Source organism: Pseudomonas sp. MF09150 (assembly GCF_059862355.1).
Map to the genome: position 1 here is coordinate 1 of NZ_JCBCUS010000010.1, position 26,784 is coordinate 26,784.

At 60.6% G+C, this 26,784-nt stretch carries 25 protein-coding genes; 10 read left to right on the forward strand and 15 right to left on the reverse strand.

Annotation, left to right across the window (positions count from 1 at the left end; genetic code table 11):
- Window positions 1-134 precede the first annotated feature (134 nt).
- The 9 genes from msrQ to mrcB form a co-directional block, all read right to left on the reverse strand.
- On the reverse strand, window positions 135-755 hold the full coding sequence (gene msrQ / locus AC19YX_RS28770; protein ID WP_421549031.1) for a protein-methionine-sulfoxide reductase heme-binding subunit MsrQ: 621 nt from the start codon (window positions 753-755) through the stop codon (window positions 135-137).
- Window positions 755-1,768, reverse strand: coding sequence for a protein-methionine-sulfoxide reductase catalytic subunit MsrP (gene msrP / locus AC19YX_RS28775; protein ID WP_500607620.1), 1,014 nt, complete (start codon window positions 1,766-1,768; stop codon window positions 755-757). The genes msrQ and msrP overlap by 1 nt, the downstream gene beginning before the upstream one ends.
- A 63-nt stretch (window positions 1,769-1,831) precedes the next feature.
- Window positions 1,832-2,689 (reverse strand): CDP-diacylglycerol--serine O-phosphatidyltransferase, encoded by an 858-nt coding sequence (gene pssA, locus AC19YX_RS28780; protein ID WP_020296511.1) that lies wholly within the window; start codon window positions 2,687-2,689, stop codon window positions 1,832-1,834.
- A 145-nt stretch (window positions 2,690-2,834) separates the two neighbouring features.
- Window positions 2,835-3,851, reverse strand: a complete 1,017-nt coding sequence (ilvC, locus tag AC19YX_RS28785; protein ID WP_003228216.1) for a ketol-acid reductoisomerase — start codon at window positions 3,849-3,851, stop codon at window positions 2,835-2,837.
- Window positions 3,852-3,899: 48 nt separating this feature from the next.
- Window positions 3,900-4,391 carry an acetolactate synthase small subunit gene (ilvN, locus tag AC19YX_RS28790; protein WP_003176102.1) on the reverse strand — a complete coding sequence of 164 codons (492 nt, stop codon included), beginning with the start codon at window positions 4,389-4,391 and terminating at the stop codon, window positions 3,900-3,902.
- Between the two features lie 2 nt (window positions 4,392-4,393).
- The gene (locus AC19YX_RS28795; protein WP_078471830.1) at window positions 4,394-6,118 is read right to left on the reverse strand and encodes an acetolactate synthase 3 large subunit; all 1,725 of its coding nucleotides are present in this window, start codon (window positions 6,116-6,118) and stop codon (window positions 4,394-4,396) included.
- Between the two features lie 555 nt (window positions 6,119-6,673).
- On the reverse strand, window positions 6,674-7,009 hold the full coding sequence (locus tag AC19YX_RS28800) for a YqcC family protein (protein ID WP_020296509.1): 336 nt from the start codon (window positions 7,007-7,009) through the stop codon (window positions 6,674-6,676).
- Complete coding sequence (locus tag AC19YX_RS28805) at window positions 7,009-7,719, reverse strand: tetratricopeptide repeat protein (RefSeq protein ID WP_078471811.1); 711 nt, start codon at window positions 7,717-7,719, stop codon at window positions 7,009-7,011. Before AC19YX_RS28805 ends, AC19YX_RS28800 begins: the two co-directional genes overlap by 1 nt.
- 16 nt (window positions 7,720-7,735) lie before the next feature.
- On the reverse strand, window positions 7,736-10,060 hold the full coding sequence (gene mrcB / locus AC19YX_RS28810; RefSeq protein ID WP_500607621.1) for a penicillin-binding protein 1B: 2,325 nt from the start codon (window positions 10,058-10,060) through the stop codon (window positions 7,736-7,738).
- Between the two features lie 117 nt (window positions 10,061-10,177).
- Between mrcB and AC19YX_RS28815 the strand changes: the two genes are divergently transcribed.
- The 4 genes from AC19YX_RS28815 to AC19YX_RS28830 all read left to right on the forward strand — a co-directional run bounded on the left by AC19YX_RS28815 (window position 10,178) and on the right by AC19YX_RS28830 (window position 13,477).
- On the forward strand, window positions 10,178-11,734 hold the full coding sequence (locus tag AC19YX_RS28815; protein ID WP_078471808.1) for a bifunctional aminoglycoside phosphotransferase/ATP-binding protein: 1,557 nt from the start codon (window positions 10,178-10,180) through the stop codon (window positions 11,732-11,734).
- 91 nt (window positions 11,735-11,825) lie between these two features.
- Window positions 11,826-12,170: a pentapeptide repeat-containing protein gene (locus AC19YX_RS28820; RefSeq protein WP_078471807.1), complete on the forward strand. Its 345-nt coding sequence runs from the start codon at window positions 11,826-11,828 to the stop codon at window positions 12,168-12,170.
- 216 nt (window positions 12,171-12,386) lie between these two features.
- Window positions 12,387-12,659: a TfoX/Sxy family protein gene (locus AC19YX_RS28825; RefSeq protein WP_020296504.1), complete on the forward strand. Its 273-nt coding sequence runs from the start codon at window positions 12,387-12,389 to the stop codon at window positions 12,657-12,659.
- A 17-nt stretch (window positions 12,660-12,676) separates the two neighbouring features.
- Complete coding sequence (locus AC19YX_RS28830) at window positions 12,677-13,477, forward strand: Crp/Fnr family transcriptional regulator (protein ID WP_500607622.1); 801 nt, start codon at window positions 12,677-12,679, stop codon at window positions 13,475-13,477.
- 250 nt (window positions 13,478-13,727) lie between these two features.
- Here the strand turns inward: AC19YX_RS28830 and AC19YX_RS28835 are convergent, their stop codons facing one another.
- Genes AC19YX_RS28835 through AC19YX_RS28850 form a run of 4 tightly spaced genes read right to left on the reverse strand, consistent with a single transcriptional unit; the run spans window position 13,728 to window position 17,298 of the window.
- The gene (locus AC19YX_RS28835) at window positions 13,728-14,591 is read right to left on the reverse strand and encodes a ChaN family lipoprotein (protein WP_500607623.1); all 864 of its coding nucleotides are present in this window, start codon (window positions 14,589-14,591) and stop codon (window positions 13,728-13,730) included.
- 21 nt (window positions 14,592-14,612) lie between these two features.
- On the reverse strand, window positions 14,613-15,380 hold the full coding sequence (locus AC19YX_RS28840) for a heme ABC transporter ATP-binding protein (RefSeq protein ID WP_500607624.1): 768 nt from the start codon (window positions 15,378-15,380) through the stop codon (window positions 14,613-14,615).
- Complete coding sequence (locus AC19YX_RS28845) at window positions 15,380-16,363, reverse strand: FecCD family ABC transporter permease (RefSeq protein WP_178102972.1); 984 nt, start codon at window positions 16,361-16,363, stop codon at window positions 15,380-15,382. The genes AC19YX_RS28840 and AC19YX_RS28845 overlap by 1 nt, the downstream gene beginning before the upstream one ends.
- Before the next feature lie 50 nt (window positions 16,364-16,413).
- Window positions 16,414-17,298, reverse strand: coding sequence for a heme/hemin ABC transporter substrate-binding protein (locus tag AC19YX_RS28850; RefSeq protein WP_500607625.1), 885 nt, complete (start codon window positions 17,296-17,298; stop codon window positions 16,414-16,416).
- Between the two features lie 215 nt (window positions 17,299-17,513).
- On the opposite strand from AC19YX_RS28850, the gene AC19YX_RS28855 reads away from it, so the two are divergent.
- Entirely contained in the window at window positions 17,514-17,831 is a 318-nt protein-coding gene (locus tag AC19YX_RS28855; RefSeq protein WP_078471799.1) for a Rieske (2Fe-2S) protein, read from the forward strand.
- Here AC19YX_RS28855 and sfsA read toward each other — a convergent pair.
- Together sfsA and AC19YX_RS28865 are read right to left on the reverse strand one after the other, a co-directional pair.
- Entirely contained in the window at window positions 17,828-18,541 is a 714-nt protein-coding gene (gene sfsA / locus AC19YX_RS28860) for a DNA/RNA nuclease SfsA (RefSeq protein ID WP_500607626.1), read from the reverse strand. The genes AC19YX_RS28855 and sfsA overlap by 4 nt on opposite strands.
- The gene (locus tag AC19YX_RS28865; protein WP_078471797.1) at window positions 18,541-19,713 is read right to left on the reverse strand and encodes a pyridoxal phosphate-dependent aminotransferase; all 1,173 of its coding nucleotides are present in this window, start codon (window positions 19,711-19,713) and stop codon (window positions 18,541-18,543) included. Before AC19YX_RS28865 ends, sfsA begins: the two co-directional genes overlap by 1 nt.
- A 343-nt stretch (window positions 19,714-20,056) precedes the next feature.
- Between AC19YX_RS28865 and dksA the strand changes: the two genes are divergently transcribed.
- The 5 genes from dksA to AC19YX_RS28890 all read left to right on the forward strand — a co-directional run bounded on the left by dksA (window position 20,057) and on the right by AC19YX_RS28890 (window position 26,180).
- Window positions 20,057-20,500 carry an RNA polymerase-binding protein DksA gene (gene dksA, locus AC19YX_RS28870; protein ID WP_020296495.1) on the forward strand — a complete coding sequence of 148 codons (444 nt, stop codon included), beginning with the start codon at window positions 20,057-20,059 and terminating at the stop codon, window positions 20,498-20,500.
- A 135-nt stretch (window positions 20,501-20,635) separates the two neighbouring features.
- Window positions 20,636-21,529 (forward strand): tRNA glutamyl-Q(34) synthetase GluQRS, encoded by an 894-nt coding sequence (gene gluQRS / locus AC19YX_RS28875; RefSeq protein WP_421549023.1) that lies wholly within the window; start codon window positions 20,636-20,638, stop codon window positions 21,527-21,529.
- Between the two features lie 77 nt (window positions 21,530-21,606).
- Window positions 21,607-21,783 (forward strand): hypothetical protein, encoded by a 177-nt coding sequence (locus tag AC19YX_RS28880; protein ID WP_003176118.1) that lies wholly within the window; start codon window positions 21,607-21,609, stop codon window positions 21,781-21,783.
- Window positions 21,767-24,721 carry a sensor histidine kinase gene (locus tag AC19YX_RS28885; protein ID WP_161955754.1) on the forward strand — a complete coding sequence of 985 codons (2,955 nt, stop codon included), beginning with the start codon at window positions 21,767-21,769 and terminating at the stop codon, window positions 24,719-24,721. Before AC19YX_RS28880 ends, AC19YX_RS28885 begins: the two co-directional genes overlap by 17 nt.
- A gap of 22 nt (window positions 24,722-24,743) precedes the next feature.
- On the forward strand, window positions 24,744-26,180 hold the full coding sequence (locus tag AC19YX_RS28890; protein ID WP_078471793.1) for a sigma-54-dependent transcriptional regulator: 1,437 nt from the start codon (window positions 24,744-24,746) through the stop codon (window positions 26,178-26,180).
- Window positions 26,181-26,784: the final 604 nt, after the last annotated feature.

Here is a 26,784-nt window from a genome sequence, read left to right on the forward strand (position 1 = left end):
TCTGGGCTTCGATGATCTGAAGCAGCTCGCTGTCGAAAACCGCGTAACTCTTTGTTTACCAAGGAGTTTTCCGTTTCGACTGCGCCGGAAGTGGGGCGAATTATAGACTTCCAGAATCTGCCGTCAAGGGTTAATTACGCTTTTGTTGCAGAAGATGACTTTTTAGCTATTAAGCGGGGTATCCGGCGCGTTACAGGGGGTATGCGCAGCACCAATAACAACCCCCCTATAAAGGCATAGATCGCCCACTCCTTGAGATCGGCACGAACGATCCACAGCATATGCAACAGACCCAACCCCAAAATGACGTAGACCAAACGGTGCAACTTCTTCCATCCACTACCGAGCCGACGCTGACTGTAGCGATTGGATGTCACCGCCAACACCAGCAATCCTGCAAAACCCAGGGTGCCGACAATAATGTAAGGCCGCTTGCGCAGCTCCACACCCAACTGCGACCAGTCCAGCGCGAGGATAAACACGGCGTAGGCACTCAAGTGCAGCACCACATAGGCAAAACACCACAAACCCAGTTGCCGTCGCACCGCAATCCAGCCAGCCCACCCCGTCAGCTTTTGCAAAGGGGTCATGCCCAGGGTGATCAACAGCAGAATCAAAGTACCCAGCCCCAGGCGATCAACCAGCACCTTGCCAGGATCCGGCCCCAGCGCCGAGTCTCCCGCCTGGAATAGCCAATACAGCGGCCATACCGCCGCTGCGATAAATACCGCCACGCGCCAGAGCGGATAACGCATCAGTAGTTCGTCCGCAAATCGAGGCCACTATATAAGGAGGCGACCTCATCCGAGTAACCGTTGAACATCTGGGTTTCACGCACATTGGGCTTGAACAGGCCGCTGGGCAGACGCCGTTCCCGCGCCTGGGTCCAGCGCGGGTGGTCGACGGTGGGATTCACGTTCGCATAAAAGCCGTACTCATCGGCCGCAATGCTCTGCCAGGTGGTTTTCGGCTGCTCGCTCACCAGACTGATACGCACTATGGATTTGATGCTCTTGAAACCATATTTCCACGGCACCACCAGCCGCAGTGGAGCACCGTTCTGATTGGGCAGCTCACGCCCGTACATGCCGACGGCGAGGATCGCCAACGGATTCATCGCTTCATCCAGACGCAGGCCCTCTACATAAGGCCAGTCGATCAAGGCGAAACCTGAACGCTGACCGGGCATGCTTTTAGGATCCTGCAGGGTTTCGAAACGAATGAACTTGGCGCTGGCGGTTGGTTCGACCTGCTTGAGCAACGCCGAGATGGGAAAACCGATCCAGGGGATCACCATCGACCAAGCCTCGACACAGCGCAGACGGTAGATGCGCTCCTCCAATGCGTAGGGCTTCATGAAGTCCTCCAGCGCATAGCGACCTGGCTTGGCCACTTCACCGTCGATCACCACACTCCAGGGCTCGGTCTTCAGCGATCCCGCGTTAGCCGCCGGATCCCCCTTGTCAGTGCCGAATTCATAGAAGTTGTTGTAGTGGGTCGCATCCTTGAAGGGTGTGATCGCCTCGTCCTTGACCGTCACCGCCTGCCAGTGTGTGGCTGGCAACTTTTCGGCGAACCACGAGGGCGCCCTGTCCGCCTCGACATCCGCATAACGCGATGCCTCAGCGGCGCTAGCCCAACGCGGCAGGCCACTGACCGCCAGGCCGGCCATCGCTCCGCCCAGCAGGGTGCGTCGAGAGAAATAGAGGGATTCCGGGGTGACGTCCGACTCTTTGCAGTCAGACGCCTTTGGCACTTTGATCAACATGGCAACTCCGCAGGATTGGAGAACTGATGCACCAATAGACTGCGGAGTATGGGGGAAATTACATCACTCGCCGCTTTTATGCCGACGAAGGCGCAACAAGTACTGAACCGGGCCAGAGGCCGCATAGGCGAGGAAAACCAGCAGCAGAATACGCGGCGGGTCGCTGAACACCACCGCAAACACCAGGACCACCGCCAGGATCGCCACAAAAGGCACACGCCCCCTGAGGTCCAGTTCCTTGAAGCTGTTGTACTTGATGTTGCTGACCATCAGCATGCCGGCCGCCGCAACCAGCAGCGCCACCAGGAACGACATCTTCGAGCCCTGGATCCCGTAGTCGCTGAACGCCCAGACAATCCCCGCCACGACACCCGCCGCTGCCGGACTGGCCAGACCGATGAAGTAACGCTTGTCGGCAGTCCCGACCTGGGTATTGAACCGGGCCAGGCGCAACGCCGCCCCAGCCACATAGATGAAGGCAACCATCCACCCGACCTTGCCCATATCGCCCAAGGCCCAGCCAAATGCCAGCAAGGCCGGGGCGACACCGAACGCGACCATGTCAGACAAAGAATCGTATTCGGCGCCAAAGGCGCTCTGGGTATTGGTCATCCGGGCAACGCGACCGTCCAGACCGTCGAGCACCATGGCGACGAAAATCGCAATGGCGGCGAAGGCAAAGTACTTGCTCGCGGCAACGGAGTCGCCCGCACTCATTGCACTTTGCGCACTCATGGAACTGATGATGGAGTAGAACCCCGCGAACAGGTTCGCAGTGGTGAACAGATTCGGCAGCAGATAGATACCACGATGCCGGACTTTACGGCCTTCAGCATCATGCCCTTCTTCGACATGCTCATCGATCGGTAGCAGGCTTTCGGCGTCAGAGGCCTGGTTTGGCTCTTCGGGACGTTCGCTCATGGACATTACCTTGCAACGGTGTGGAAAGTTTCGACAGGTGTCTGCAACAACGGTTCGCATCGCAAACGATGCAGCTTTATACCAGAACCAGCCCACCAAACGAAAAAACGCGGCCTAGGCCGCGTTTTCCGTGCAAGTTCGCGACTTAGTTTTTGGCTTTGTCGACGATCTTGTTGGCACCGATCCACGGCATCATCGAGCGCAGTTGCTCACCGATGATTTCGATGCCGTGTGCAGCGTTGTTGCGACGCTTGGCAGTCATCGAAGGGTAGCCGGTTGCACCTTCGCTGATGAACATCTTCGCGTACTCACCGTCCTGAATGCGTTTCAGGGCGTTGCGCATGGCCTGACGGGATTCGGCGTTGATCACTTCCGGACCGGTCACGTACTCGCCGTACTCGGCGTTGTTGGAGATCGAGTAGTTCATGTTGGCGATACCGCCTTCGTACATGAGGTCGACGATCAGTTTCAGTTCGTGCAGGCACTCGAAGTAGGCCATTTCTGGCGCGTAGCCAGCTTCAACCAGGGTTTCGAAACCGGCCTTGACCAGCTCAACGGTACCGCCGCACAGAACGGCTTGTTCGCCGAACAGGTCGGTTTCAGTCTCATCCTTGAAGGTGGTTTCGATGATGCCGGTACGGCCGCCGCCCACGCCTGCGGCGTAAGACAGTGCAACGTTCTTGGCGTTGCCCGAAGCGTCCTGGTAGATAGCGATCAGGTCAGGAATACCGCCGCCCTTCACGAACTCGGAACGTACGGTGTGGCCCGGAGCTTTCGGCGCGATCATGATCACGTCGAGGTCAGCGCGCGGCACAACCTGGTTGTAGTGGATCGCGAAGCCGTGGGAGAAGGCCAGGGTGGCGCCTTTCTTGATGTTCGGCTCGATTTCGTTCTTGTACAGCGAGGACTGGAACTCGTCCGGGGTCAGGATCATGACCAGGTCGGCAGCAGCAACAGCGGAAGCAACGTCAGTCACTTTCAAACCGTGAGCTTCAGCCTTGGCAACGGTAGCCGAGCCTTTACGCAGGCCAACAGTAACGTCAACGCCAGAGTCTTTCAGGTTGCACGCTTGAGCGTGGCCCTGGGAACCGTAACCAATGATGGCAACTTTCTTGCCCTGGATGATCGACAGGTCGCAGTCTTTATCGTAGAAAACTTTCATGAATTTCCCCTATATATCCAGGCCGTTCAGGCCATTCGCTAATTTGGTTTAGATGCTGAGTACTTTGTCGCCGCGAGCAATGCCGGTTACGCCGCTACGGACGGTTTCCAGAATCGAGGCGGTGCCGATGGACTGAATGAAGCTGTCGAGCTTGTCGCTGGTACCGGTCAATTGAACGGTATACACGCTGGCGCTGACATCTACGATCTGCCCACGGTAAATATCGGTGGTGCGCTTGATCTCGGCGCGCTGGGCGCCGGTGGCCTTGACCTTGACCAGCATCAGTTCACGCTCGATATGAGCGCTCTCCGACAGGTCGACCAACTTGACCACTTCGATCAGTTTGTTCAGGTTCTTGGTGATCTGCTCGATCACCTCATCGTGGCCGACAGTGGTCAGCGTCAGACGCGACAGGGTCGGGTCTTCGGTCGGGGCCACGGTCAGGCTTTCGATGTTGTAGTTACGTTGCGAAAACAGGCCGACTACACGAGACAAAGCGCCCGGTTCGTTTTCCAGAAGCAAGGAGATAATGTGCCGCATGATTAAGTACGCTCCGTCTTGCTCAGCCACATATCGCGCATCGAGCCGTCTTTGATCTGCATCGGGTAGACGTGCTCGCTGGTGTCGACCGAAATATCGAGCACCACCAGGCGATCCTTCATGGCAAACGCCTCTTGCATCTTCGACTTCAATTCTTTCGAGTCGCTGATACGCATGCCAACGTGGCCATAGGCCTCAGCCAGCTTGACGAAGTCAGGCAGCGATTCCATGTAGGAATGGGAGTGACGGCTGCCATAGCTCATGTCTTGCCACTGGCGAACCATGCCCAGAACACCGTTGTTCAGGATGACGATTTTGACCGGCAAACCATATTGCAGGCAGGTGGACAGTTCCTGAATGTTCATCTGGATACTGCCCTCGCCTGTCACGCAGACGACGTCGGCATCCGGGAAGCTCAACTTGATGCCCATGGCCGCCGGGAAACCGAAGCCCATGGTGCCCAGGCCGCCGGAGTTGATCCAGCGGTTAGGCTTGTCGAACTTGTAGTACTGCGCCGCGAACATTTGGTGCTGGCCCACGTCGGAAGCAACATAGGCATCGCCCTTGGTCACTTCACACAGGGTTTCGATCACGGTCTGCGGCTTGATGATGCTGCCGTCACCCTTGTCATAAGGGAACAAGCCACGATCACCGCGCCACTCTTCGATCTGCTTCCACCAACTGGCAACCGTGTCCTTGTTCGGGGAATCACCGATTTCCTTGAGTGCCGCGACCATCTCGGTCAAGACGCTCTCCACCGGACCCACGATAGGCACATCGGCCTTGATGGTCTTGGAGATGGAAGCCGGGTCGATATCGACATGGATGATCTTGGCATTCGGGCAGAACTTCGGCGCACCGTTGATAACACGGTCATCGAAGCGCGCACCCACTGCCAGAATCACGTCGGCATGGTGCATGGTCAGGTTGGCGGTGTAGCTGCCGTGCATGCCGAGCATGCCGACGAACTGCCGATCAGTACCCGGATAGGCGCCCAGGCCCATCAAGGTATTGGTCACGGGCAGATTGAGCATCTTGGCCAGCTCGGTCAGCGGTGCGGAACCACCACCGAGGATCACCCCACCCCCTGCGTACAGCACGGGACGCTTGGCCGCCAGGAGCATTTCTGCCGCCTTGCGGATTTGCCCGGAGTGACCGCGGACCGCCGGGCTGTAGGAGCGCAGCTTGGCTTTCTTGGGAAAAACGTATTCGAACTTTTCAGCCGGGTTGGTCATATCTTTAGGGATATCGACCACCACCGGGCCCGGACGACCGGATTGCGCCAGGTAGAAGGCTTTCTTCATGACTTCCGGGATTTCCGAAGCGTGCTTGATCATGAAGCTGTGCTTCACGATCGGCCGGGAGATACCGATCATGTCGGTTTCCTGGAACGCGTCGGTGCCGACCATGGTGCTGGGCACCTGACCGGAGATAATCACCATTGGAATCGAGTCCATATAGGCAGTGGCGATACCGGTGATGGCATTGGTCGCGCCAGGGCCGGAAGTCACCAGTACCACGCCGGCTTTACCGGTGGCACGGGCATAGCCGTCAGCCATATGGGTAGCAGCCTGTTCGTGACGAACCAGGATATGGGTCACTTCCGGTTCTTTGAACAGGGCATCGTAGACATGAAGGAGAGCACCACCTGGGTACCCATAGATATATTTGACGCCTTCGTCACGCAAAAAGCGGACGAGCATCTCACCGCCAGATAAAAGCTCCACGTTGTTCACCTCTAAAACGCCAGAATACCGCCCTCAAAAGGAGGCGGGTCTTAATAGGTTTACTTCTCAGCAGAGCATGAGCGACGGTGGTCGCCGACTACGTCAGCACTGACTGAGCAAGTATTGGGAGCGCCCCAAAGTGTTGCGGGGGCTTCCCACCCAGCGCGAGGTAACGCGTTGCGGGTGTAGCAGGTCGGCGCGGATATGCGCCTCATGATCTGCTGAGTGGGCCTGCTTCTGGCAGTCCCTCTACAGCGGACTTGAGATTCTTCTGTTTCGCCCTCTCCAAGTCAAGACGTCAATGTACTTAATTCGAACTAAGCGCATGAGAACGCAAGAAAAAACCTCAAAACGGCAACTGCGTAAGTCTCAATTGCGCAATCTCTCGCAGGTCTGGGACATCTGCGAACCCGCAAGCCTTGGCGGACACCTCTCATGAGCTGCACGCCACTGAACTCTGACCGGTAAAAATGTGCGCGGCTTGAAAGACCAGGAGCCTGAGTCAGGCGTCCGACGCCCAAAGAAAAACCGCCAGTGAAAACTGGCGGTTGAGGTTCAACGCGTGGCGACGATCAGTTGATCGAACTCTTTGAGCAAGACCTGCAACTGCCGATCCCGGCCTTGCATGTCCCGACTGGCGAAGACCATCTCGGCCATTTCCTGAATGCCCGAGGCATTGGGCAACGGCAGGTCCTGCTCCAGAATCAGTTTCATGCGCGGCAGGAAAATCCACTGCAGCCACTGCTCGAAATCCAGCGTGTCGACGCTGAACGGTTCTTGGCTGGACAAGGCTTCGGCACTGGGCGAAACCTCATCCCACAACCCCAGAAGCCGCAGTTCACGCTCGATCAGCAGCAACTGTTCGGCGATCTCGGGAAAGCGCCCATCCATCAGAGTGCGACCTTGGCTTTTTGACGAGCCAGCGCGGCGCCGGCGGCATCGCCCTGCTTCTCTCGCGCCTGGGCGATCAGCCCCCACAAGCTAGCCTGCAGGGCCGGACGACCGGAAGCCAGGGTCAGCCCACGGCGAGCGAACTGTTCGGCCTGAGGCGCGTCGCCCTGCTCCATGCGCACCTGCGCCAGGCGGTAGAGCACCTGTGGCTCGCGCGGGGCTACCCGTTGCGCTCGCTCAAGGCTCGACGAGGCGCCATTCAGGTCACCGCTGGCCTGCTGTTGCTGGGCGGTGCTGAGCAAGGCCAGCACCGGACCATCCAACTGCTCGTCCGCCGACAAACCGCCGGCGCTGGCCGACGGGATCGAACTCGACGGCATGTTGTAGGTGCCCTGGTTGATCGGCGCCGAATCAACCGGCCCTGGAATAATCGGACCCGGGGTAATAGGCGATGAGCTGATAGGGGCCGATGTCGTCGCACCGCCTCCTGGCACCATCACCACCACGCCGGAATCCTGCGGGATATTTTGCGACTGCGCCTGAGCCGGACGCTTGATAGTCGTCTGCCGGAAGCCACCGTTAGCCGAAATCCGCTCACTGTTGGAGACCGCAGTACCGGCATCGACCACCGGGATCGAACCGCGCTGCACACTGGAGCAGCCGTTGAGCAAAGCCAGAGCTGTAATAGCTGGAACCCACCACTTGTTCACGTCAAACCCTCTTCGCTTAGTTCATCCAGCCTTTGATCCAATCCGTCACCGAGTCGCCGGATGCAGGGCTTTCGCCACCGCACGCAGCGCCGGGAGGCGGTTCGCTGCCGCGAATATACGGCATCTGCACCGCTCCCGGACAGTTGGCATCGGAGCCCTGTCCGGTCCGGGAATCGACCCATGCCTGAACCACGTTATCCGGTTGTGGCATATCCAGCGGCAATGGGTCGGCCTTGCGCATAAAACTGGTCCAGACCTGCAGTGCACCGGTGGCACCGGTGAACGGCGTCTTGCCGTTATCGTCACGCCCCAGCCAGACCACGGCCAGCAGATCCTGGCTGAACCCGGCAAACCAACTGTCGCGCGAGTCGTTACTGGTACCGGTCTTGCCCGCCAACGCCAGGGATTTGGGCAGCACGTTATAGACCGAGCTGCCAGTACCTTCACGCATCACCCGCTGCATGGCGCTCTGGATCAGGTAAATCGAACCTGGGTCAAAACGCTGCTGGATCTGGAACGGGTAGCGTTTGAGCGGCTCGCCCTCGGCCGTAAGCACGCTGCGGATCCCGCGCATCGGCGTGTTGAAACCGCCGTTGGCCAGGGTCTGGTACATGGTCGCCACTTCCATCGGACTCAAGCCGCCCGCCCCCAGCAGCATCGAAGGGAATGCCGGGAATTCGCGGGTAACGCCCAGCCGCGCCAGGGTCTTGAGCACGTTCGGCACGCCGACTTCCAGGCCAAGACGGGCGGTCGACAGGTTGTAGGAATGAGCCAGGCCCTGATAGAGGAATACCGTACCGTGGGAGCGGCGATCGTAGTTCTGCGGCTTCCATACCTGGCCGTCCGCGCCTTTGACCGAGAACGCCTCATCGGACAACCAACTGGTCAGGGTGTACTGGCTGGGTTTTTCCAGCGCTGTCAGGTAGACCGCCGGCTTGATCAGCGAGCCGATCGGGCGAACTGCGTCCAGCGCCCGGTTGAAACCGGCAAAGCTGGCCTGGCGGCTGCCAATCATGGCCTGAACCTCTCCGGTTTCCGGGTTGGTCACGACCATCGCGGCTTCGACATCCTCGGACCCCTTGCGCCCTGCCAGGCGCTTGAAGGTGTCGTTGACCGAGGCTTCGGCCTTCATCTGCAGGATCGGGTCGAAGCTGGTGAAAATACGCAGCCCTTCCTCGGTCAAGTCTTCGTCGCGGTAGTCTTCACGCAATTGACGCTTGACCAGGTCGAGGAAGCCCGGGAATGAGCTGTCGGCAAGGCTGCCGCGCTTGGTCACGCCCAGCGGCATCTTCTTCGCCGCTTCAACTTGCTCGGGCGTGGCGACGCCTTGTTGCGCCAGCAGGTCGAGCACCAGGTTGCGCCGTTCAAGCGCGCGCTCCGGATACCGCCGAGGGTTGTAGGCCGAAGGCCCCTTGACCATGCCCACCAGCAAAGCCACCTGATGCAACTTGAGTTCGGACAGCGGCTGACTGAAGAAGAACTGACTGGCCAGACCGAAACCATGCACCGCGCGCTGACCGTCCTGCCCGACGAAAACCTCGTTGAGGTAGGCCTCGAGAATCTCGCGCTTGTCGTAATGCATCTCAAGCAGCAGGGCCATCATGGCCTCGGTGAGTTTGCGTGACAGGCTGCGCTCGTTGGTCAGGTAAAAGTTCTTTACCAACTGCTGGGTCAAGGTACTACCGCCCTGACGCATCTTTCCGGACGAGGTGTTGACCCAGACCGCCCGGGCAATCGACTTCGGCGAGACGCCAAAGTGATGGTAGAAATCCCGGTCTTCCACGGTCACCAGGGTTTCCAGCAGGTACGGCGGGACCTGATCGATCTTGATCAGGATCCGGTCTTCGAGGTTCTTCGGATACAACCCGCCAATCAGCAAGGGCTCCAGGCGCACCACCGCCAGTTTCGACCCCTTGGCTCCCGCCAGCTCGGCTACATAGTCACCGGAAAATCTCACCCGTACCGGCTGCGCCTGCTCCAGGCCCTCATAGAACTGAAAGCCGCGGGTATTCAAATCCACGACATTGCCATTCACGGCCGCCGCCCCCGGGCCGTTGGCCACGCTTTCGCGGCGATAGCCCAAAGCGTCGAGTTCGGTGAGGAAGTCTTCCTTGCTCAGCTTCTGGCCGACGAACAGTTCCAACGGCCGGGCGTAGACCTTGGCCGGAATAGTCCAGCGCTTGCCGGAGAATTTCTCCTGGACGATAGCGTCGAGATAAACCGCAAAGCCGGCGAGCACCACCAAGCCGACCAGACTGAGCTTAAGAGCCCAGCCCAGCCAGGGGCGCAGGCCACCAGAGGGACGTTTTTTAGCGGAGCGAGGGGATCGAGTACGAGTCATGGCGGCGGATTATACGCACTTTATTCATACTCAACAGGAGCGTCCCGAGGTTTGCGTCAGCCCCCCGAGCGGCCATAATGACGGCCTTGAATTTTCTCCGTCTCTGAAGGATCGCCTGTGAGCCAGTCCCTGATCGCCGCCCTGCAAAACCCGGCCCTTTATCCACACCCCGTCGACGGGTTCCAGGTCATCGAGACCCACATTTCCTGGGTGCTGCTCACTGGCCCCTTTGCTTATAAAGTGAAGAAACCGGTCAATTTCGGCTTCCTCGACTTCACCGGCCTCGAGGCTCGCGAGCATTTCTGTGGCGAAGAGCTGCGTTTGAATCAGCGCCTGACCGAAGATTTGTACCTTGAAGTGCTGCCGATCACCGGCAGCGCCGAGGCCCCAGAGTTTGGTGGCAGCGGGCCGGTTGTCGACTACGCCCTGAAAATGCGCCAGTTCCCGCAAAGCCAACTGCTCAGCACACTGCAAGCCAACGGCGAACTGACCGCCGCGCATATCGACCAGATGGCCAAGCAGATTGCCCAGTTCCACCTCAACGCACCGCGTGTTCCAGCCGATCACGAAGCCGGCACTCCGGACAGCGTGATGGCACCGGTGCGGCAGAACTTCGAGCAGATCCGCCCTTTCCTCAGCGACAAGGCTGACCTGCAGCAACTGGATGCGTTGCAGGCCTGGGCCGAAAGCAGCTTCGAACGCCTCAAGCCACTGTTCGCCCAGCGCAAGGCTGACGGTTTCATTCGCGAATGCCACGGTGATATCCACCTGGGCAACGCCACCGTGATCGACGGCCAGGTAGTGATCTTCGACTGCATCGAATTCAACGAACCGTTCCGCTTCACCGACGTCTATGCCGATACCGGCTTCCTGGCGATGGACCTTGAAGACCGTGGCCTGAAAAGTCTCGCTCGCCGCTTTATCAGCCAGTACCTGGAGCTGACCGGCGACTATCAAGGCCTGGAGTTGCTGAACTTCTATAAAGCCTACCGTGCCCTGGTCCGGGCCAAGGTCAGCCTGTTCAGCATGCCGGCCGACGCCACTCCGGTGCAGCGTGCCACGACCCTGCGCCAATACCGCAACTACGCCAACCTGGCGGAAAGCTACAGCACCATCCCTTCGCGGTTCATGGCGATCACCTGCGGTGTGTCTGCTGTCGGTAAAAGCCACGTCGCGATGCGCCTGGTCGAGGCCCTGGGCGCAGTGCGCCTTCGTTCCGATGTCGAGCGCAAGCGTCTGTTCGGTGAGCAGCAGGTGCAAAACGACCCGAATGCCGGCATTTACAGCAGCGACGCCAGTGCTGCGACTTACGCACGCCTGCACGAAATCGCCGACATCATCCTGCGGGCCGGTTTTCCGGTGGTCATCGATGCCACCTACCTCAAACGTGCGCAACGCGATGCCGCGGCCCAGGTGGCCGAAGCCACTGGCGCGCCCTGCCTGATCATCGACTGCAATGCTCCACCCGCGGTCATCGCCAGCTGGTTGGCGCAGCGTCAGGCGGATCAAAACGACCCATCGGATGCCAACCTGGCCGTCATCGAAGCTCAGCAGGCCAATCGCGAACCGCTGAGCGCCGAAGAAGTACTGCGCAGCAAGCGCGTGGAAACCAATGAAAGCGGAAGCCTCGACGCGCTGGTGGCGAATATTCGCCAGCGTCTGCCAGGCCTGTAAGCAACTATTTCAGCCGCGAAGAGGGAAAGACTTCGCGGCTGAAAAACAGTGGCACTATAATGGCGTCATAAATCCAACAGGTGACGTTGCCATGAGCCAACCAAAGCTTCTCGACACCCCGCTGTACGCCCTGCTGCACAAAGATGACATCACCGGATTCAACCGCGAACGCCCAACGGACCAGCCGATCGACATGCGTGGCGGCGACTTTCGTGGCCTCGACCTGCGCGATCTGAACGCCGAGGGTATCGACTTCACCGACGCCTATTTCCGCTCCGCCGATTTGCGCGGCCTGGATTTGCGCAGTTCGGCCATGGAAGGCGCGAGCCTGTCCCATGCGCAGATCTCCGGGACCTACTTTCCTCCGGAACTGACGGCAGATGAAATTCTCATGTCGGTCAATTTCGGCACCCGCCTGCGTTATCGCACCAAGTAACAACCTGCTGCTACAGGTCCGGCGCCCCAGAATTTGCGCTGGACTCCTCGCTTTGCCTCTTCCTTTCCTCCCCCCAAATGCCCCACTGAGCACCCCGCAGCGTCCGGCTTAGAAGCATTTGCGTTGAAACCGACCAAAGAACAGCGCTTTTCCTACTGAGCGCTACACTCCTCTGAGACTTGCCCACGCACCATTCGGCCGTCGCAAGGAGGCTTGATGAATGATGAACTGCAACATCTGAAAAACCTTGGCAAGACGTCCGCACAATGGCTGCATGCAGTGGGTATCCATAGTGCGTCGGACTTGCGTCGCCTGGGCGCGGTGGATGCTTACAGGGCTGTACGCACCCGCGGCTTTCGTGCCTCGAAAGTTCTGCTGTATGCCATTGAAGGTGCATTGATGGATGTGCATTGGAACGACATTCCGGCCGAGCGCAAAGAAGCGCTGAACCGGCAGCTGGAAGCGATTTCCGCGCGCCATCAGAACTGACCTCGCGAGGGGGCTGCATGTACTTACTGGGGGAACAACCGGCGTATGCCGACAGCCTGATCAATCGACTGCAAAGTATCCCGACACAGCTGCTGGAAGGCCTGGCTGCGGCAGGCGATCACGTGCTGATCGACGCCACCCAGGACCTCTCCAGTGTGCTTGCGGGACATCAGTTGTTCCTGCTCGAAAGTGGCCAGGTGCAGGCCAGCATCGACCAGCGCCCGCTGTTCTATCTGCATGAGGGTGACCTGCTTGGGCTACGGCGCGGCAGTGAGCAGCCAGCCTGGCATTTGCGCTGCGAGACCGAGTTGAGCCTGATTCCGTACCTGCGTTCGGCGGTGTTCCAGCATATCTACGCCGACGAGCAGCGTGCCGAGCTGTTCCTGCAATACCTGCTTGGCCAGACCGCCCTGCTCGCGGACGCGGTGGCGCGGCTGAAACCACCGGAGTTTCGCAGCAGCAACGGCTTCAGGCGGGTGGACGCCGGCGAGGTGCTGATCCAGCAGGGCGATGAGGCCGACCATGTGTTCGTGATCATCGAAGGCCATGCGCAGGCCTATGTCGACGGTCACAACGTCGGTGAAGTACCCAAAGATGAAATCTTCGGTGCGATGGCGGTATTCACCGGCGAAAAACGCAGCGCCAGCGTGATTGCCAGCGAGCCCAGCACCGTGATGCTGATTCCCAAGGAGCAGTTTCTCAGCCTGACCATGAGCAATCCGCGCATCGCCCACAGCCTTATCGAGAGCATGGCGCGGCGCATCGACCTGCTGAACAAGGAAGTCACCCGGCTGCACGCCCTGAGCAACCGCGCCTGAGACCACTGTTTACGGGCAATCCAAACGAGCGTTTGGCAGAAATCAAAGAAACTTGAAAAACCTTTGTTGACATAGAAATGAGAATCGTTATGATTATCACAACTGATCGCGAGATCAGTCGATAACCTGGAAGACCAGTGGTTCGGACTCTCAGATTATCTCCTCATCAGGCTAATCACGGTTATTTGACCCGGCTCTTGCCGGGTCTTTTTTTGCCTGTGGAAAAGTCCCTGGTAACAACGTCCGAGTTTTATTTGCGCAAGGGCGCGCAGTCATCCTGATCCGGCATCCGTGCGGTGTACCAGACGTAATCGGCGCTGTCGGCAGCCACCGGTGTCCCCTGCTGGGCAAGAATCAGCACCGCCGTGCCCTGGGCCGCGCCGAGATCGGCCAGGTGCACCGGCACTCCCACATCCTTGCGGGCGTGGTAAGCCCCCGTGAAAAACAGTGCTGGAACCGGCGCCGCCAATAAACGTTCGGCCATGCGCCGGTCGCGCTGCTGCTGGACCGCCAACATGGCTGGCACCTGGCTCTCGGGCAACAAACCGCAATGCGCATCGCGAATTTGGGTCTGCAAAAGGTCCTTGACCGCCTGGGAGTTGGCATGGACGCCACTCAGAACCGGAGGCTGCGCATAAATACGGCGAATTTCGCTGGCGTCCAGGTTGGCCGCCAGCAGTGGATAAGGCTGCGCCAGGGCGAAGCGCACAATCGGCCCATACAAGGACCAATCCCAGCCCGGCTGCCAGGCCAGCGCCGCCGGCAAATCCTCGGGCCAACCCTGGGACTTCAATTGCTGACGCACGGTATCGACCCGCGATTGCTGCTGCGCAACCAACATCTCCAGCAACAGGCTGCCTTGCGGGCGTTGGCTGGCCAGTGCCCGCATCAGCCACAGTTGCAGGACATGGTGATCGGCATTGTCGTGCTGCTCGCCGACAATCACCCGGGGCGCCTGAGCCAGTCGCTCGACCAGCTCCGCAGCCGACAGTGACCGTCCGCTGCGCAACTCAATAATCTCGCTGGCCCGCTGCGCCTCAGGTAACGGCGGCAGCGCCACGCCTTGGCACCCCGCAACCAGCAGTACCGCGAGTAACCCTATCAGCCCGCGCATGGATCGCTCTCCGCAAATGGCTCAACGAGCAATGATCAGGGGATGACCGCGCTCCGGATGTGCCTGCACCAGCACCTCCAGGCCAAACACCGCCTTGAGCGGCTCGGGGCGCAGGACCTGCTCCGGAGTGTCCAGCGCATGGGGACTGCCCCCCTGAAGCAGCAGCACCCGGTCACAATAGCGCGCGGCCAGGTTCAGATCATGCAGGATCACCAGCACCGCGACCCCACGATCGGCAAATGCCCGAATTGCCTGCAAGGTGATGTGCTGGTGCAAGGGATCAAGGGCCGAGGTGGGCTCATCGAGCAATAACGTCTGCCCCACCTGCCCTGGCCATAGCTGAGCCAACACCCGCGCCAGGTGAACACGCTGGCGCTCACCGCCAGACAGCGCGAGGTAGCTGCGCCCTCGCAAATGGGCGGCGTCTGCTGCTTGCAGGGCCTCAAGGACGATTTCGTCATCCCGGACCCGCCCGCTCTGGTGCGGCAAGCGCCCCATCCCTACGACCTCTTCCACACGAAAGGCAAAATCCAGCGTTGAGTGTTGAGGCAAGACCGCCAGCCGCTGGGCCCGTTGTGCGCCTCCCCATTGCGCCAGTTCGCGCTGATCGAGGAGGACCTGGCCCTGATCGGGCTGTAACTCACCACACAACGCCCCCAGCAAGGTGCTCTTGCCCGCGCCATTGGGGCCTAGTACGCCAAGCACTTCACCCGGCTTGAGCTCAAGGTCGATGGCCCTCAGCACCGCTTTTTTGCCGCGCAGGACATGCAGGTTGTGTACGCACAACATCAGGCACGCCCTCGCAATAGCAAATACAAAAAGAACGGAGCACCAATGAAGGCGGTGACGATACCGATGGGCAACTCGGCCGGCGCCAGGGCCAGGCGCGCCACCAGGTCCGCCAGCAGCAACAGGCTGGCGCCCGCCAGGATCGAAGCAGGCAACAAAGTCCGATGATCTGGGCCCGCCAGCAGACGTATCAGGTGCGGCACCACTAGCCCGACGAAGCCGATCATCCCGGCGGCGGCAACTGCCGCGCCGACCCCCAGCGCAGTACAGAACACCAGTTCACGCTTGAGCCGCTCGACATCGATGCCCAGGTGACTGGCTTCCGACTCCCCCAGCAACAGGGCATTCAGCGCCCGAGCGCGGCGCGGCAACCACAACGCCACGCCCGCGCTCACCAGCACCAATGGCCACAAGCGCGAGTAACTGGCGCCATTGAGGCTGCCCAGGTTCCAGAACGTAAGGGTGCGCAAGGTGGCGTCGTCCGCCAGATAAGTGAACAGCCCCACCGCTGAGCTCGCCAGGGCAGTCAGCGCGATGCCCGCAAGGAGCATGGTCGCCACGTTGGTCTGGCCATTACGCCGCCCCAGGCGATATACCAGTGCGGTCACTCCCAAGCCACCAAGAAACGCGCACAACGACAGCAAATAAGGCCCAACGGCCTCCGGCAGTCCACCAAACAGGGAACCGCCGACAATCGCCAGCGCCGCGCCCAAGGCTGCGCCGCTGGAGACCCCCACCAGCCCGGGATCGGCCAGCGGGTTGCGAAACAGGCCTTGCATCGCCACCCCGGACAACGCCAGCACCCCGCCCACGGCCAGGCCCAGCAAGGTACGCGGCAGGCGGATCTGCCCAAGGATCAGTTCGGCCTGCTCCAGGCCCTGGCCGTCGATCGGCAGCCCGAGCATGCGTAAGGCGGCGCGCAGAGTATCCAGCAGAGGCAGGCTGACCGGCCCCAGGGCCAGGGACAGCCAGATCGCCAGCAGGCAGAGACAACTCAGGCCGATAAATAAACTACGAGGTTTGACCAGAGGCTTCATGGAGCGGAGTTCGCCGCACTCGCTGCATCAGGGTAGAAGGTAGCCGACAGCACCTTGAGGCTTTGCGGCAGGCGCGGCCCCAACCCACCCACGAGGAGCGTTGGATCCAGCTCAACCACGCGTCCAGACTTGGCTGCCGCGGTGGAGGCCAGAATCGGGTTTTCCTTGAACAAGGCCGCGCGCGCCGCATCACCGGTCAAGCTGCGGTCGGCAAACACCAGTACATCCGGGCTGAGACTGGCCAGCGATTCCACCGAAAAGGGCTTGTAACCGCTGTGGGTCGCCAAGTTACGGCCGCCCGCCTGGCGTAATACCCAATCAGCCGCCGTGTCCTTGCCCGCGATCAGCGGCTTGCCACCGGCATGCCCGAGCAACAACAGCACACCCGGGGCCGCATGCTTGGCCTGGGCCTGGCTGACGCTGGCCTGCTGTTGCTCAAGCTGCCGCTGATAACCCTGGAACAATTGCGCGGCCTGGGCCTCGTTACCCAGCAGTTGGCCCAGATGCTCTAGCGTGTGCTGCAGCGTCGGCAGATCAGCCTGGGCCGAGAACAATTCGACCTGCACCCCAGCGCTGCGAACCTGCGACAGCACGGGTGGCGGCCCCATTTCCTCGGTGCCGACCAAAATCTGCGGACGCAGGCTCAAGATGCCCTCGGCGGACAACTGACGCTGATAACCAATACTCGGCAGCGCCTTGAGCGACTCCGGATGCTGGCTGGTGGTGTCGACACCGACCAGCTTCGATTCGGCTCCCAGCGCACTGACCCACTCGGACAATGCACCGCCGGCACTCACCCAACGTTGCGGCAAATCGGCCGCGTTGGCATGGCCGGCCAGCATTGCGATACAGAGCGCGATTGCGCTGGCACTCAGGCGCATAAAAGCATTTCCTATAGAAGATTGAGCCGATGACGCCGCCGTCCATGTGACATGCCCTGCAACCCGGGCATCGAAATGAGCAAGCGCCACAAACGGGCGAAGCGGCTATTTGATAATTGTTTGCATTTAGCAGTCAAGCACAGACGTGTTTCAGCAAATCACCCGAAAACGCACCGACAGCCTGAGCTTAGAGCCTCCGGCGCCCGAGGATTGAAATGAAGTTTCTTTGCGCCAATGACGACCTGCCCGACGCTTGCAGCCGGGGCTTCGAGCTTGACGGGGTCAAGCTGTTCGCCGTGCGCCGCAACCAGCAGGTGTACGTCTACGCCAACCGCTGCCCGCACCGGGGCGTGGCCCTGGAGTGGCAGCCCGACCAATTCCTTGATCAGAGCGCCAGCCTCATTCAATGCGCGACCCACGGCGCCCTGTTTCTGATCGAGGACGGTGAATGCGTCGCCGGCCCCTGCGCCGGCCAGTCCCTGACTGCCATCCCCTGCCGCGAAGATCAGCAGGGGGTCTGGGTCCAGCTTTAACCGTTGAGCAAGACCTCCAGACGCCGCTCGACACAGACTTCTTCAGCCGTCAGACGCACGCCATAGGCCAGCACTTCAACTCCTGCCGCCACCGCCTCGCGCAATGCGGCAGCGTAGGCCGGGTCGATTTCCTGGGCCGGGCGCACGGCCTCAATCCCGCTCAGGTTGACGCAATACAACTGCACTGCCCGCACGCCTTCGCGCGCCAGGAATGCCAATTCGCGCAAATGCTTGGCCCCACGCTGGGTCACCGCATCCGGAAAAGCTGCCACCGGCGTGCCGTCGAACCCCAGGGTCACGCTTTTGACTTCGACAAAGGCCGGGCCGTCGGCATAGTCGAGACGAAAATCGATGCGGCTGTTTTCCTGGCCGTACGGCACCTCGCGCTTGAGCGCTGTAAACCCATTGAGTTCACTGATCAGCCCGGCGCGCAGCGCCTCTTCAATCAGCGGGTTGGCCCGCGCGGTGTTGACACAGGCCAGGCGCCCTTGTGGGGTTTCGCTGATTTCCCAGGTACCGGGCAACTTACGCTTGGGGTCGTTGGACCGACTGAACCAGACCTGCCCGCCCTCGACCATGCAATTGAACATCGAGCCGGTGTTGGGGCAGTGGATTGTCAGAAGCTCGCCGCTGGCGGTCTCGATATCTGCCAGGAACCGTTTGTAGCGCCGTATCAGACGGCCTTCTTCGAGAGGAGGATGAAAGCGCATCAGCCTTGCCAGCTCCGCAAGCCACGGGCAATGCGCTCCACCGCTTCCTGCAGGCGCGGCAGGCTTTGGGTGTAGGCAAAGCGCACATGGTGCCCGGCCTGATGCCGACCGAAATCCAGGCCCGGGGTGAACGCCACGGACTCGGTTTCGAGAAAGTGTCGACAGAAGGCAAAGGCATCACCGCCAAACGCGCTGATGTCTGCATACAGGTAAAACGCACCTTCGGGCTCGACGGCAATGCCAAAGCCCAGCTCGCGTAACGCCGGCAGGAGAAAGTCCCGCCGCCGGCCGAACTCTGCGCGGCGCTCTTCAAGGATGCTGATGGTCGCGGGCTCAAAACAGGCCAACGCCGCATACTGGGCCATGCTCGGGGCACTGATGTAGAGGTTCTGCGCCAACTTTTCGAGCTCACCGACGGCCGCTGGCGGGGCCACCAGCCATCCCAGGCGCCAGCCGGTCATGCCGAAGTACTTGGAGAAACTGTTCAGCACAAAGGCGCTGTCATCCACCTCCAGCACACTGGCGGCATCTGTGCCGTAGGTCAGGCCGTGGTAGATCTCGTCCACCACCAGGTGACCATTTCGCGCCTTGATCGCAGCCGACAGGCCGGCCAGCTCATCGCGAGTCAGGATGGTCCCGGTCGGGTTGGCCGGCGACGCCACCAGTGCGCCGACACTGTCCTGATCCCAGTAGCGCTCCACCAGATCCGGAGTCAGCTGGTAACGCACATCCGGGCCAACCGGCACCAACTGCGCCGCCCCCTCCACCAGCCGCAGGAAATGCCGGTTGCACGGATAGCCCGGGTCCGCCAGCAGCCAGTGCTTGCCGGGATCGACCAGCAGGCTGCTGGCCAACAACAAGGCCCCGGAGCCGCCCGGGGTGATCAGGATGCGCTGCGGGTCGATATCCAGGCCGTAGCGCTGTTGATAGAAGCCGGAAATGGCCGCGCGCAGCTCGGGAATGCCGCGAGCAGCGGTGTAACGGGTCTTACCGGCGGTCAGCGCGGCCTGGCCGGCCTGGATGATCGGCTCGGCCGTGGTGAAGTCCGGCTCGCCGATCTCCAGGTGAATGACATCCCGACCGGCGGCCTGCAATTCATTGGCACGTGCCAAAAGGGCCATCACATGGAAAGGTTCGATAGCGCGGCTGCGCGCACTGTAGGGCTGAGCCATTAGCCTTCCTTCATATAATAAGAGAGGGAACAAAAGCTCGATTCTACCCAACCGGGGAGCGAGGAGAGAGTCTAAAGCGCTTGGCTCCGCCCGATGGCCGGGAGCCATGAGCACCAACGTGGGGCAAAAAACTGACTAAAATTACATTTTGGCCAGGCCCTCGGACTGGCCGGAGCAACCCTCTCCAGGATCTGCAAGCGCCGTGGGCTGGGGGCTCGACAACCGGGAGTAGCGCGGTCCGACTTGTTCTGGTAAGTTCGCCCGCTTGCAGGCGCAGGGCCGGCAACCGTCGGAGATGGAGCAATCCTGCGCAATGGATTACAAGAGTAGAGGCGGTCCATTCATGCCCACCCAAGCAAAGCAACAGAGCAGCCAATCGATCAGTGGCTTCGAACCCTACGTTGAAACGAAGGGCGAAGAGTACATGGGCAAGCCCATGCGCGAGCACTTCACCAAGATCCTGAACAAGTGGAAACAGGACTTGATGCAGGAGGTCGACCGCACGGTTGACCACATGAAAGACGAAGCCGCCAACTTCCCTGACCCGGCCGACCGTGCCAGCCAGGAAGAAGAGTTCAGCCTTGAACTGCGTGCCCGCGACCGTGAGCGCAAGTTGATCAAGAAGATCGACAAGACCCTGCAACTGATCGAAGACGAAGAATACGGCTGGTGTGAATCCTGCGGCGTCGAGATCGGTATTCGCCGTCTGGAAGCCCGTCCTACAGCCGACATGTGCGTCGACTGCAAGACCTTGGCCGAAATCAAGGAAAAACAGGTCGGCAAATAACAGCCGGCCCGAGTGAAAAACGGAGCGTGCGAACGCTCCGTTTTTGTTTCTGGCATTTCAACCGATGGTGCTCCCTGAACCCGCAGCACGCGCCAACCTCGTGTCGACCGAACCAGAGCATGTAATCGCCCTCCCATGACTGCCTCGAACTCCTCATACATCGGGCGTTTCGCCCCGACTCCCAGCGGCTACCTGCATTTCGGCTCGCTGGTGGCAGCCCTCGCCTCGTACCTGGACGCACGCGCCGCCGGTGGGCGCTGGCTGTTGCGCATGGAAGACCTTGATCCACCACGGGAAGAGCCCGGCGCCCAGGCGGCGATTCTCAAGGCCCTGGAAAGCTACGGCTTTGAATGGGACGGCGAAATGGTCCGCCAGAGCGAGCGCCATGACGCCTACGCCGAGGTCCTGAATCGCCTGTTCAACCATGGCCTGGCCTACGCCTGCACCTGCTCGCGCAAACAGCTGGAGCCCTACCACGGGATCTACCCTGGGCTGTGCCGCAACGCTGGCCATGGCCAGGATAATGCCGCGATCCGTCTGCGCGTGCCGGAGCTGGAATACCATTTCAACGATCGAGTACAGGGCGAGTTTCGCCAGCATCTGGGGCGTGAGGTCGGCGATTTCGTGATTCGACGGCGTGACGGCCTGTACGCCTATCAACTGGCGGTGGTGCTGGACGATGCCTGGCAGGGCGTGACCGATATTGTGCGCGGCGCCGACCTCCTGGACTCCACCCCACGCCAGCTATACCTGCAGGAGTTGCTTGGGCTGCCGCAGCCACGCTACCTACACGTGCCCTTGATAACCCAGCCGGACGGCAACAAGCTGGGCAAGTCCTACCGCTCACCGCCGCTGGCCGAAGATCAGGCCACCGCCCTGTTACTGCGCGCATTGCGGGCACTGGGCCAGATACCCGGCAGTGAACTGGACGACGCCACCCCGCGAGAAGTGCTGAACTGGGGTATCACTCACTGGGACGCCGGGTTGATCCCGCGCACCCTCAGCGTGCCGGAAGCGCAATTACGCTGACGCCACTTGCAGCTTGGCGCCCATCCGTTACCATCGCCGCACGTTTTCGGGCACGCACACAATAAAGAGAGGCCGGGATGTACATCTATCGCTTGGTCCTGCTCCTGGTAGTGGGGATCTATCTGTTTTCCCCCGCCATCATGGATTGGTGGATCGATGCTACCGGCGCCTGGTATCGCCCGTATCTGCTCTGGCTGATTCTGATCGTCGTGACCTTCATCCTGCAGAGCCAAAAAGATGCCGATGAGCTTTAGCCTGACCCAGATGATCCTGATCAGCGCCGCCTACCTGGCCGTGCTGTTCGGCGTCGCCTGGATCAGTGAACGCGGAATGATTCCGCGCTCGATCATTCGCCACCCGCTGACCTACACCCTGTCCCTCGGGGTCTACGCCAGTGCCTGGGCGTTCTACGGTACGGTCGGCCTGGCGTATCAGTACGGTTACGGCTTCCTATCCAGTTACCTGGGGGTGTCCGGGGCCTTTCTGCTGGCACCGGTACTGCTCTACCCGATTCTGAAAATCACCCGCACCTACCAGCTGTCATCCCTGGCCGATCTGTTCGCCTTCCGCTTTCGCAGCACCTGGGCCGGCGCACTGACCACGATTTTCATGCTGATCGGAGTGCTGCCGCTGCTGGCGCTGCAAATCCAGGCGGTCGCCGACTCCATTGGCATTCTCACCCGCGAGCCGGTGCAGCATCGGGTTGCCCTGAGCTTCTGCGCACTGATCACCCTGTTCACCATCTTCTTTGGGTCCCGGCATATCGCCACCCGGGAAAAACACGAAGGCCTGGTGTTTGCCATTGCCTTCGAGTCGGTGATCAAGCTGATCGCCATCGGCGGCGTCGGCCTCTACGCCTTATATGGCGTGTTCGATGGTCCGCAGCAGCTGGAAATCTGGCTCCTGCAGAACCAGACCGCCCTCGCCGCCCTGCACACCCCGCTGCAGGAAGGTCCGTGGCGCACCCTGCTGCTGGTGTTCTTCGCCTCGGCGATTGTGATGCCGCACATGTACCACATGACCTTCACCGAGAACCTCAACCCGCGCTCACTGGTCAGCGCCAGCTGGGGCCTGCCGTTGTTCCTGCTGCTGATGAGCCTGGCGGTGCCGCTGATCCTCTGGGCAGGCCTGAAACTGGGCGCCACCACCAACCCGGAATACTTCACCCTTGGCATCGGCATCGCCGCCAACAGCAAGGCCTTGGCGCTGCTGGCTTATGTCGGCGGGCTGTCGGCGGCCAGCGGCTTGATCATCGTCACGACCCTGGCGCTGTCGGGCATGGCCCTGAACCACCTGGTGCTGCCGCTGTATCAGCCACCGGCCGAGGGCAATATCTACCGCTGGCTGAAATGGACCCGTCGCGCGCTGATCGTCGCCATCATCATGGCCGGCTACGCCTTCTACCTGCTGCTGGGCGCCGAGCAGGACCTGGCGAACCTGGGCATCGTTGCCTTTGTCGCCACCCTGCAATTCTTGCCCGGCGTGCTGTCCGTACTCTATTGGCCGACCGCCAACCGCCGGGGCTTTATCGCCGGCTTGCTGGCGGGGATCCTGGTATGGCTGGTGACCATGCTGCTGCCGTTGATCGGCAACTTGCAGGGTTTCTATATTCCGCTGTTGAACATGATCTACGTGCTGGATGACACCAGCTGGCATATGGCGGCGATCGCCTCCCTGGCCGCCAACGTGTTGATGTTCACCCTGATCTCGCTGTTCACCAACGCCAGCGCCGAAGAGGCCAGCGCCGCCGAAGCCTGCGCGGTGGACAACGTGCGCCGCCCACAGCGCCGTGAACTGCATGCGGCTTCACCCCAGGAATTCGCCACACAGCTGGCCAAGCCCCTGGGCGCCAAGGCTGCGCAGAAGGAAGTCGAGCAGGCCTTGCGCGACCTTTATCTGCCCTTCGACGAGCGCCGTCCGTACGCCCTGCGCCGCCTGCGCGACCGCATCGAGGCCAACCTGTCCGGGCTGATGGGGCCCAGCGTGGCCCAGGACATGGTCGAGACCTTCTTGCCCTATAAGGCCAGCGGCGAAAACTACGTCACTGAAGACATCCACTTTATTGAGAGCCGGCTGGAGGATTACCACTCGCGCCTGACAGGCCTTGCCGCCGAGCTCGACGCCTTGCGCCGCTACCACCGGCAAACCCTGCAGGAACTGCCGATGGGGGTCTGCTCCCTGGCCAAGGATCAGGAGATCCTGATGTGGAACAAGGCCATGGAGGAGCTGACCAACATCCCGGCGCAACACGTGGTCGGCTCGCGCCTGAGCACCATTGCCGATCCCTGGAAAGAACTGCTGCAGGGTTTCATCAACCTGCCTGACGAACATTTGCACAAACAGCACCTGGCCCTCGACGGCCAGACCCGCTGGCTCAACCTGCACAAGGCTGCCATCGATGAGCCCCTGGCCCCGGGCAATAGCGGCCTGGTGCTGTTGGTGGAGGACCTGACCGAAACCCAGATGCTCGAAGACAAGCTGGTGCACTCCGAGCGACTGGCCAGCATCGGCCGCCTGGCTGCGGGCGTGGCCCACGAAATTGGCAACCCGATCACCGGTATCGCCTGCCTGGCGCAAAACCTGCGCGAAGAACGGGAAGATGACAGCGAGCTGACCGAAATCAGCGGCCAGATCCTTGAGCAGACCAAGCGGGTGTCGCGCATCGTGCAATCGCTGATGAGCTTCGCCCATGCCGGCAGCCATCAGCACAACGACGAGCCGGTCTGCCTGGCCGAAGTCGCCCAGGACGCCATCGGTCTGCTGGCGCTGAACCGGCGCAATTTCGAAGTGCAATTTTTCAACCTGTGCGACCCCGATCACTGGGTCGACGGAGACCCGCAACGGCTCGCCCAGGTTCTGATCAATCTGCTGTCCAACGCCCGCGACGCCTCACCGGCGGGCAGTGCAGTACGAGTGAAAAGCGAGGCCTCGGAACATACGATCGATCTGATCGTAGAAGACGAAGGCAGCGGCATTCCGAAGAACATCATGGACCGATTGTTCGAACCTTTCTTCACCACCAAGGATCCTGGCGAAGGCACCGGACTGGGCCTTGCACTGGTCTATTCCATCGTTGAAGAGCATTATGGACAAATCACCATCGACAGCCCGGCTGACACCGAAAGCCAACGCGGCACCCGTATCCGGGTGACTCTACCGCGTCATGTCGAAGCGACGTCCGCTGTGAACTGAGACCGTCGAGAGAATTGAATCAATGCCGCACATTCTGATCGTCGAAGACGAAACCATCATCCGCTCCGCCTTGCGTCGTCTGCTGGAGCGCAACCAGTACCAGGTCAGCGAAGCCGGCTCGGTGCAGGAAGCGCAGGAGCGTTTCAGCATCCCCACGTTCGACCTGATCGTCAGTGATTTGCGCTTGCCGGGCGCCCCCGGTACCGAGCTGATCAAGCTCGGCCAGGGCACGCCGGTGCTGATCATGACCAGCTACGCCAGCCTGCGTTCGGCCGTTGACTCAATGAAGATGGGCGCGGTGGATTACATCGCCAAACCTTTCGACCACGACGAAATGCTCCAGGCCGTGGCGCGCATCCTGCGCGATCGGCAAAGCGCCCAGGCCAACCCGGCTGAGCGTCCGGCGGGCAAGGCAGCCAACGCTGGCGAGAAAGCCGGCGCCGGCAACAGTAATGGCGAGATCGGCATCATCGGCTCATGCCCGCCGATGCAGGACATGTACAGCAAGATCCGCAAGGTCGCCCCGACCGACTCCAATGTACTGATCCAGGGCGAATCCGGGACTGGCAAGGAACTGGTGGCCCGCGCCCTGCACAATCTGTCGAAACGCGCCAAGGCGCCGATGATTTCGGTCAACTGTGCAGCCATTCCGGAAACCCTGATCGAGTCCGAACTGTTCGGCCACGAAAAAGGTGCATTCACCGGAGCCAGCGCCGGGCGCGCCGGCTTGGTGGAAGCAGCGGACGGCGGCACGCTGTTCCTCGACGAAATCGGCGAGCTGCCCCTGGAAGCCCAGGCGCGCCTGTTGCGGGTACTGCAGGAAGGCGAAATCCGTCGTGTCGGCTCGGTGCAGTCGCAGAAGGTGGATGTGCGCCTGATCGCTGCAACCCACAGGGACCTCAAGAGCCTGGCCAAGATCGGCCAGTTCCGTGAAGACCTTTATTACCGACTGCACGTGATTGCCCTCAAGCTGCCCGCACTGCGTGAGCGTGGCGCCGACGTCAACGAGATCGCCACCGCCTTTCTGGCACGCCAGAGCGCACGTGTCGGCCGCACCGACCTGAGGTTTGCCCCGGACGCCGAACAGGCCATTCGTCATTATTCCTGGCCAGGAAACGTGCGGGAACTGGAAAACGCCGTCGAGCGTGCGGTGATCCTGTGTGAAAGCCCGGAGATTTCTGCCGAGCTGCTGGGCATCGATATCGAACTGAGCGACCTGGACGATGACGACTTCATCGGCCTGGCTCCGCAACAGGGCGGCGCCAATACCACCAGCCACGAGCCCACCGAAGATCTGTCTCTGGAAGACTACTTCCAGCATTTCGTGCTCGAGCATCAGGACCATATGACCGAGACCGAACTGGCACGCAAACTGGGCGTCAGCCGCAAGTGCCTGTGGGAACGGCGCCAGCGCCTGGGCATTCCACGCCGCAAAACCGGGGTTGCCAGCGAAAGCTGAACCTTGGCTGTAGGGAGTGCGGGTAACACTCGACTTTGTGAAAAAACTGTTACCTCTGCAATTTCACGTAACAAAAGCCGGGGCTAAAGGTAACGAAGCCCCGGCTTTTTTTGCCCGTAAAAAACCCAAAACACCGGTCAACCCCCAGTTTCATTGGGGCTCGCAAAAGTTGGCACGGCATCTGCTATATGTCTGGTACAAGAACAATAACAAGCAATGCATAAGACAATAAAAATAAGACGAATCGACTCACGCATAATAAAAACAACACGGCGGAGGCGCAGCTAACTGATTCTTTTGGAGAGGCGTTGTATTTGGGGCTTGCCCCACAACCAGGCCGAGAACAACAAAAACTGCCCTAAGGCAGAGCCTGAACTGGTTGGATCATCAGATCATTGCAACACAGCGATCAAAGCAATCCGTTTGCTCTTGGCTCCCGATTGGGAGGGTCACTCTGGGTAAACCAGGTGACACGGGCGTTAAACAAAAACAAGAAGCCCAAAACCAATAATAAAAATAGAGCACGCAACTACTTCTGGGGGAGCTTCGGCTCCCCTTGTAGTTTCCGCGATTCAGCTTTACCCGCCCAACCCATGCCGCTCAC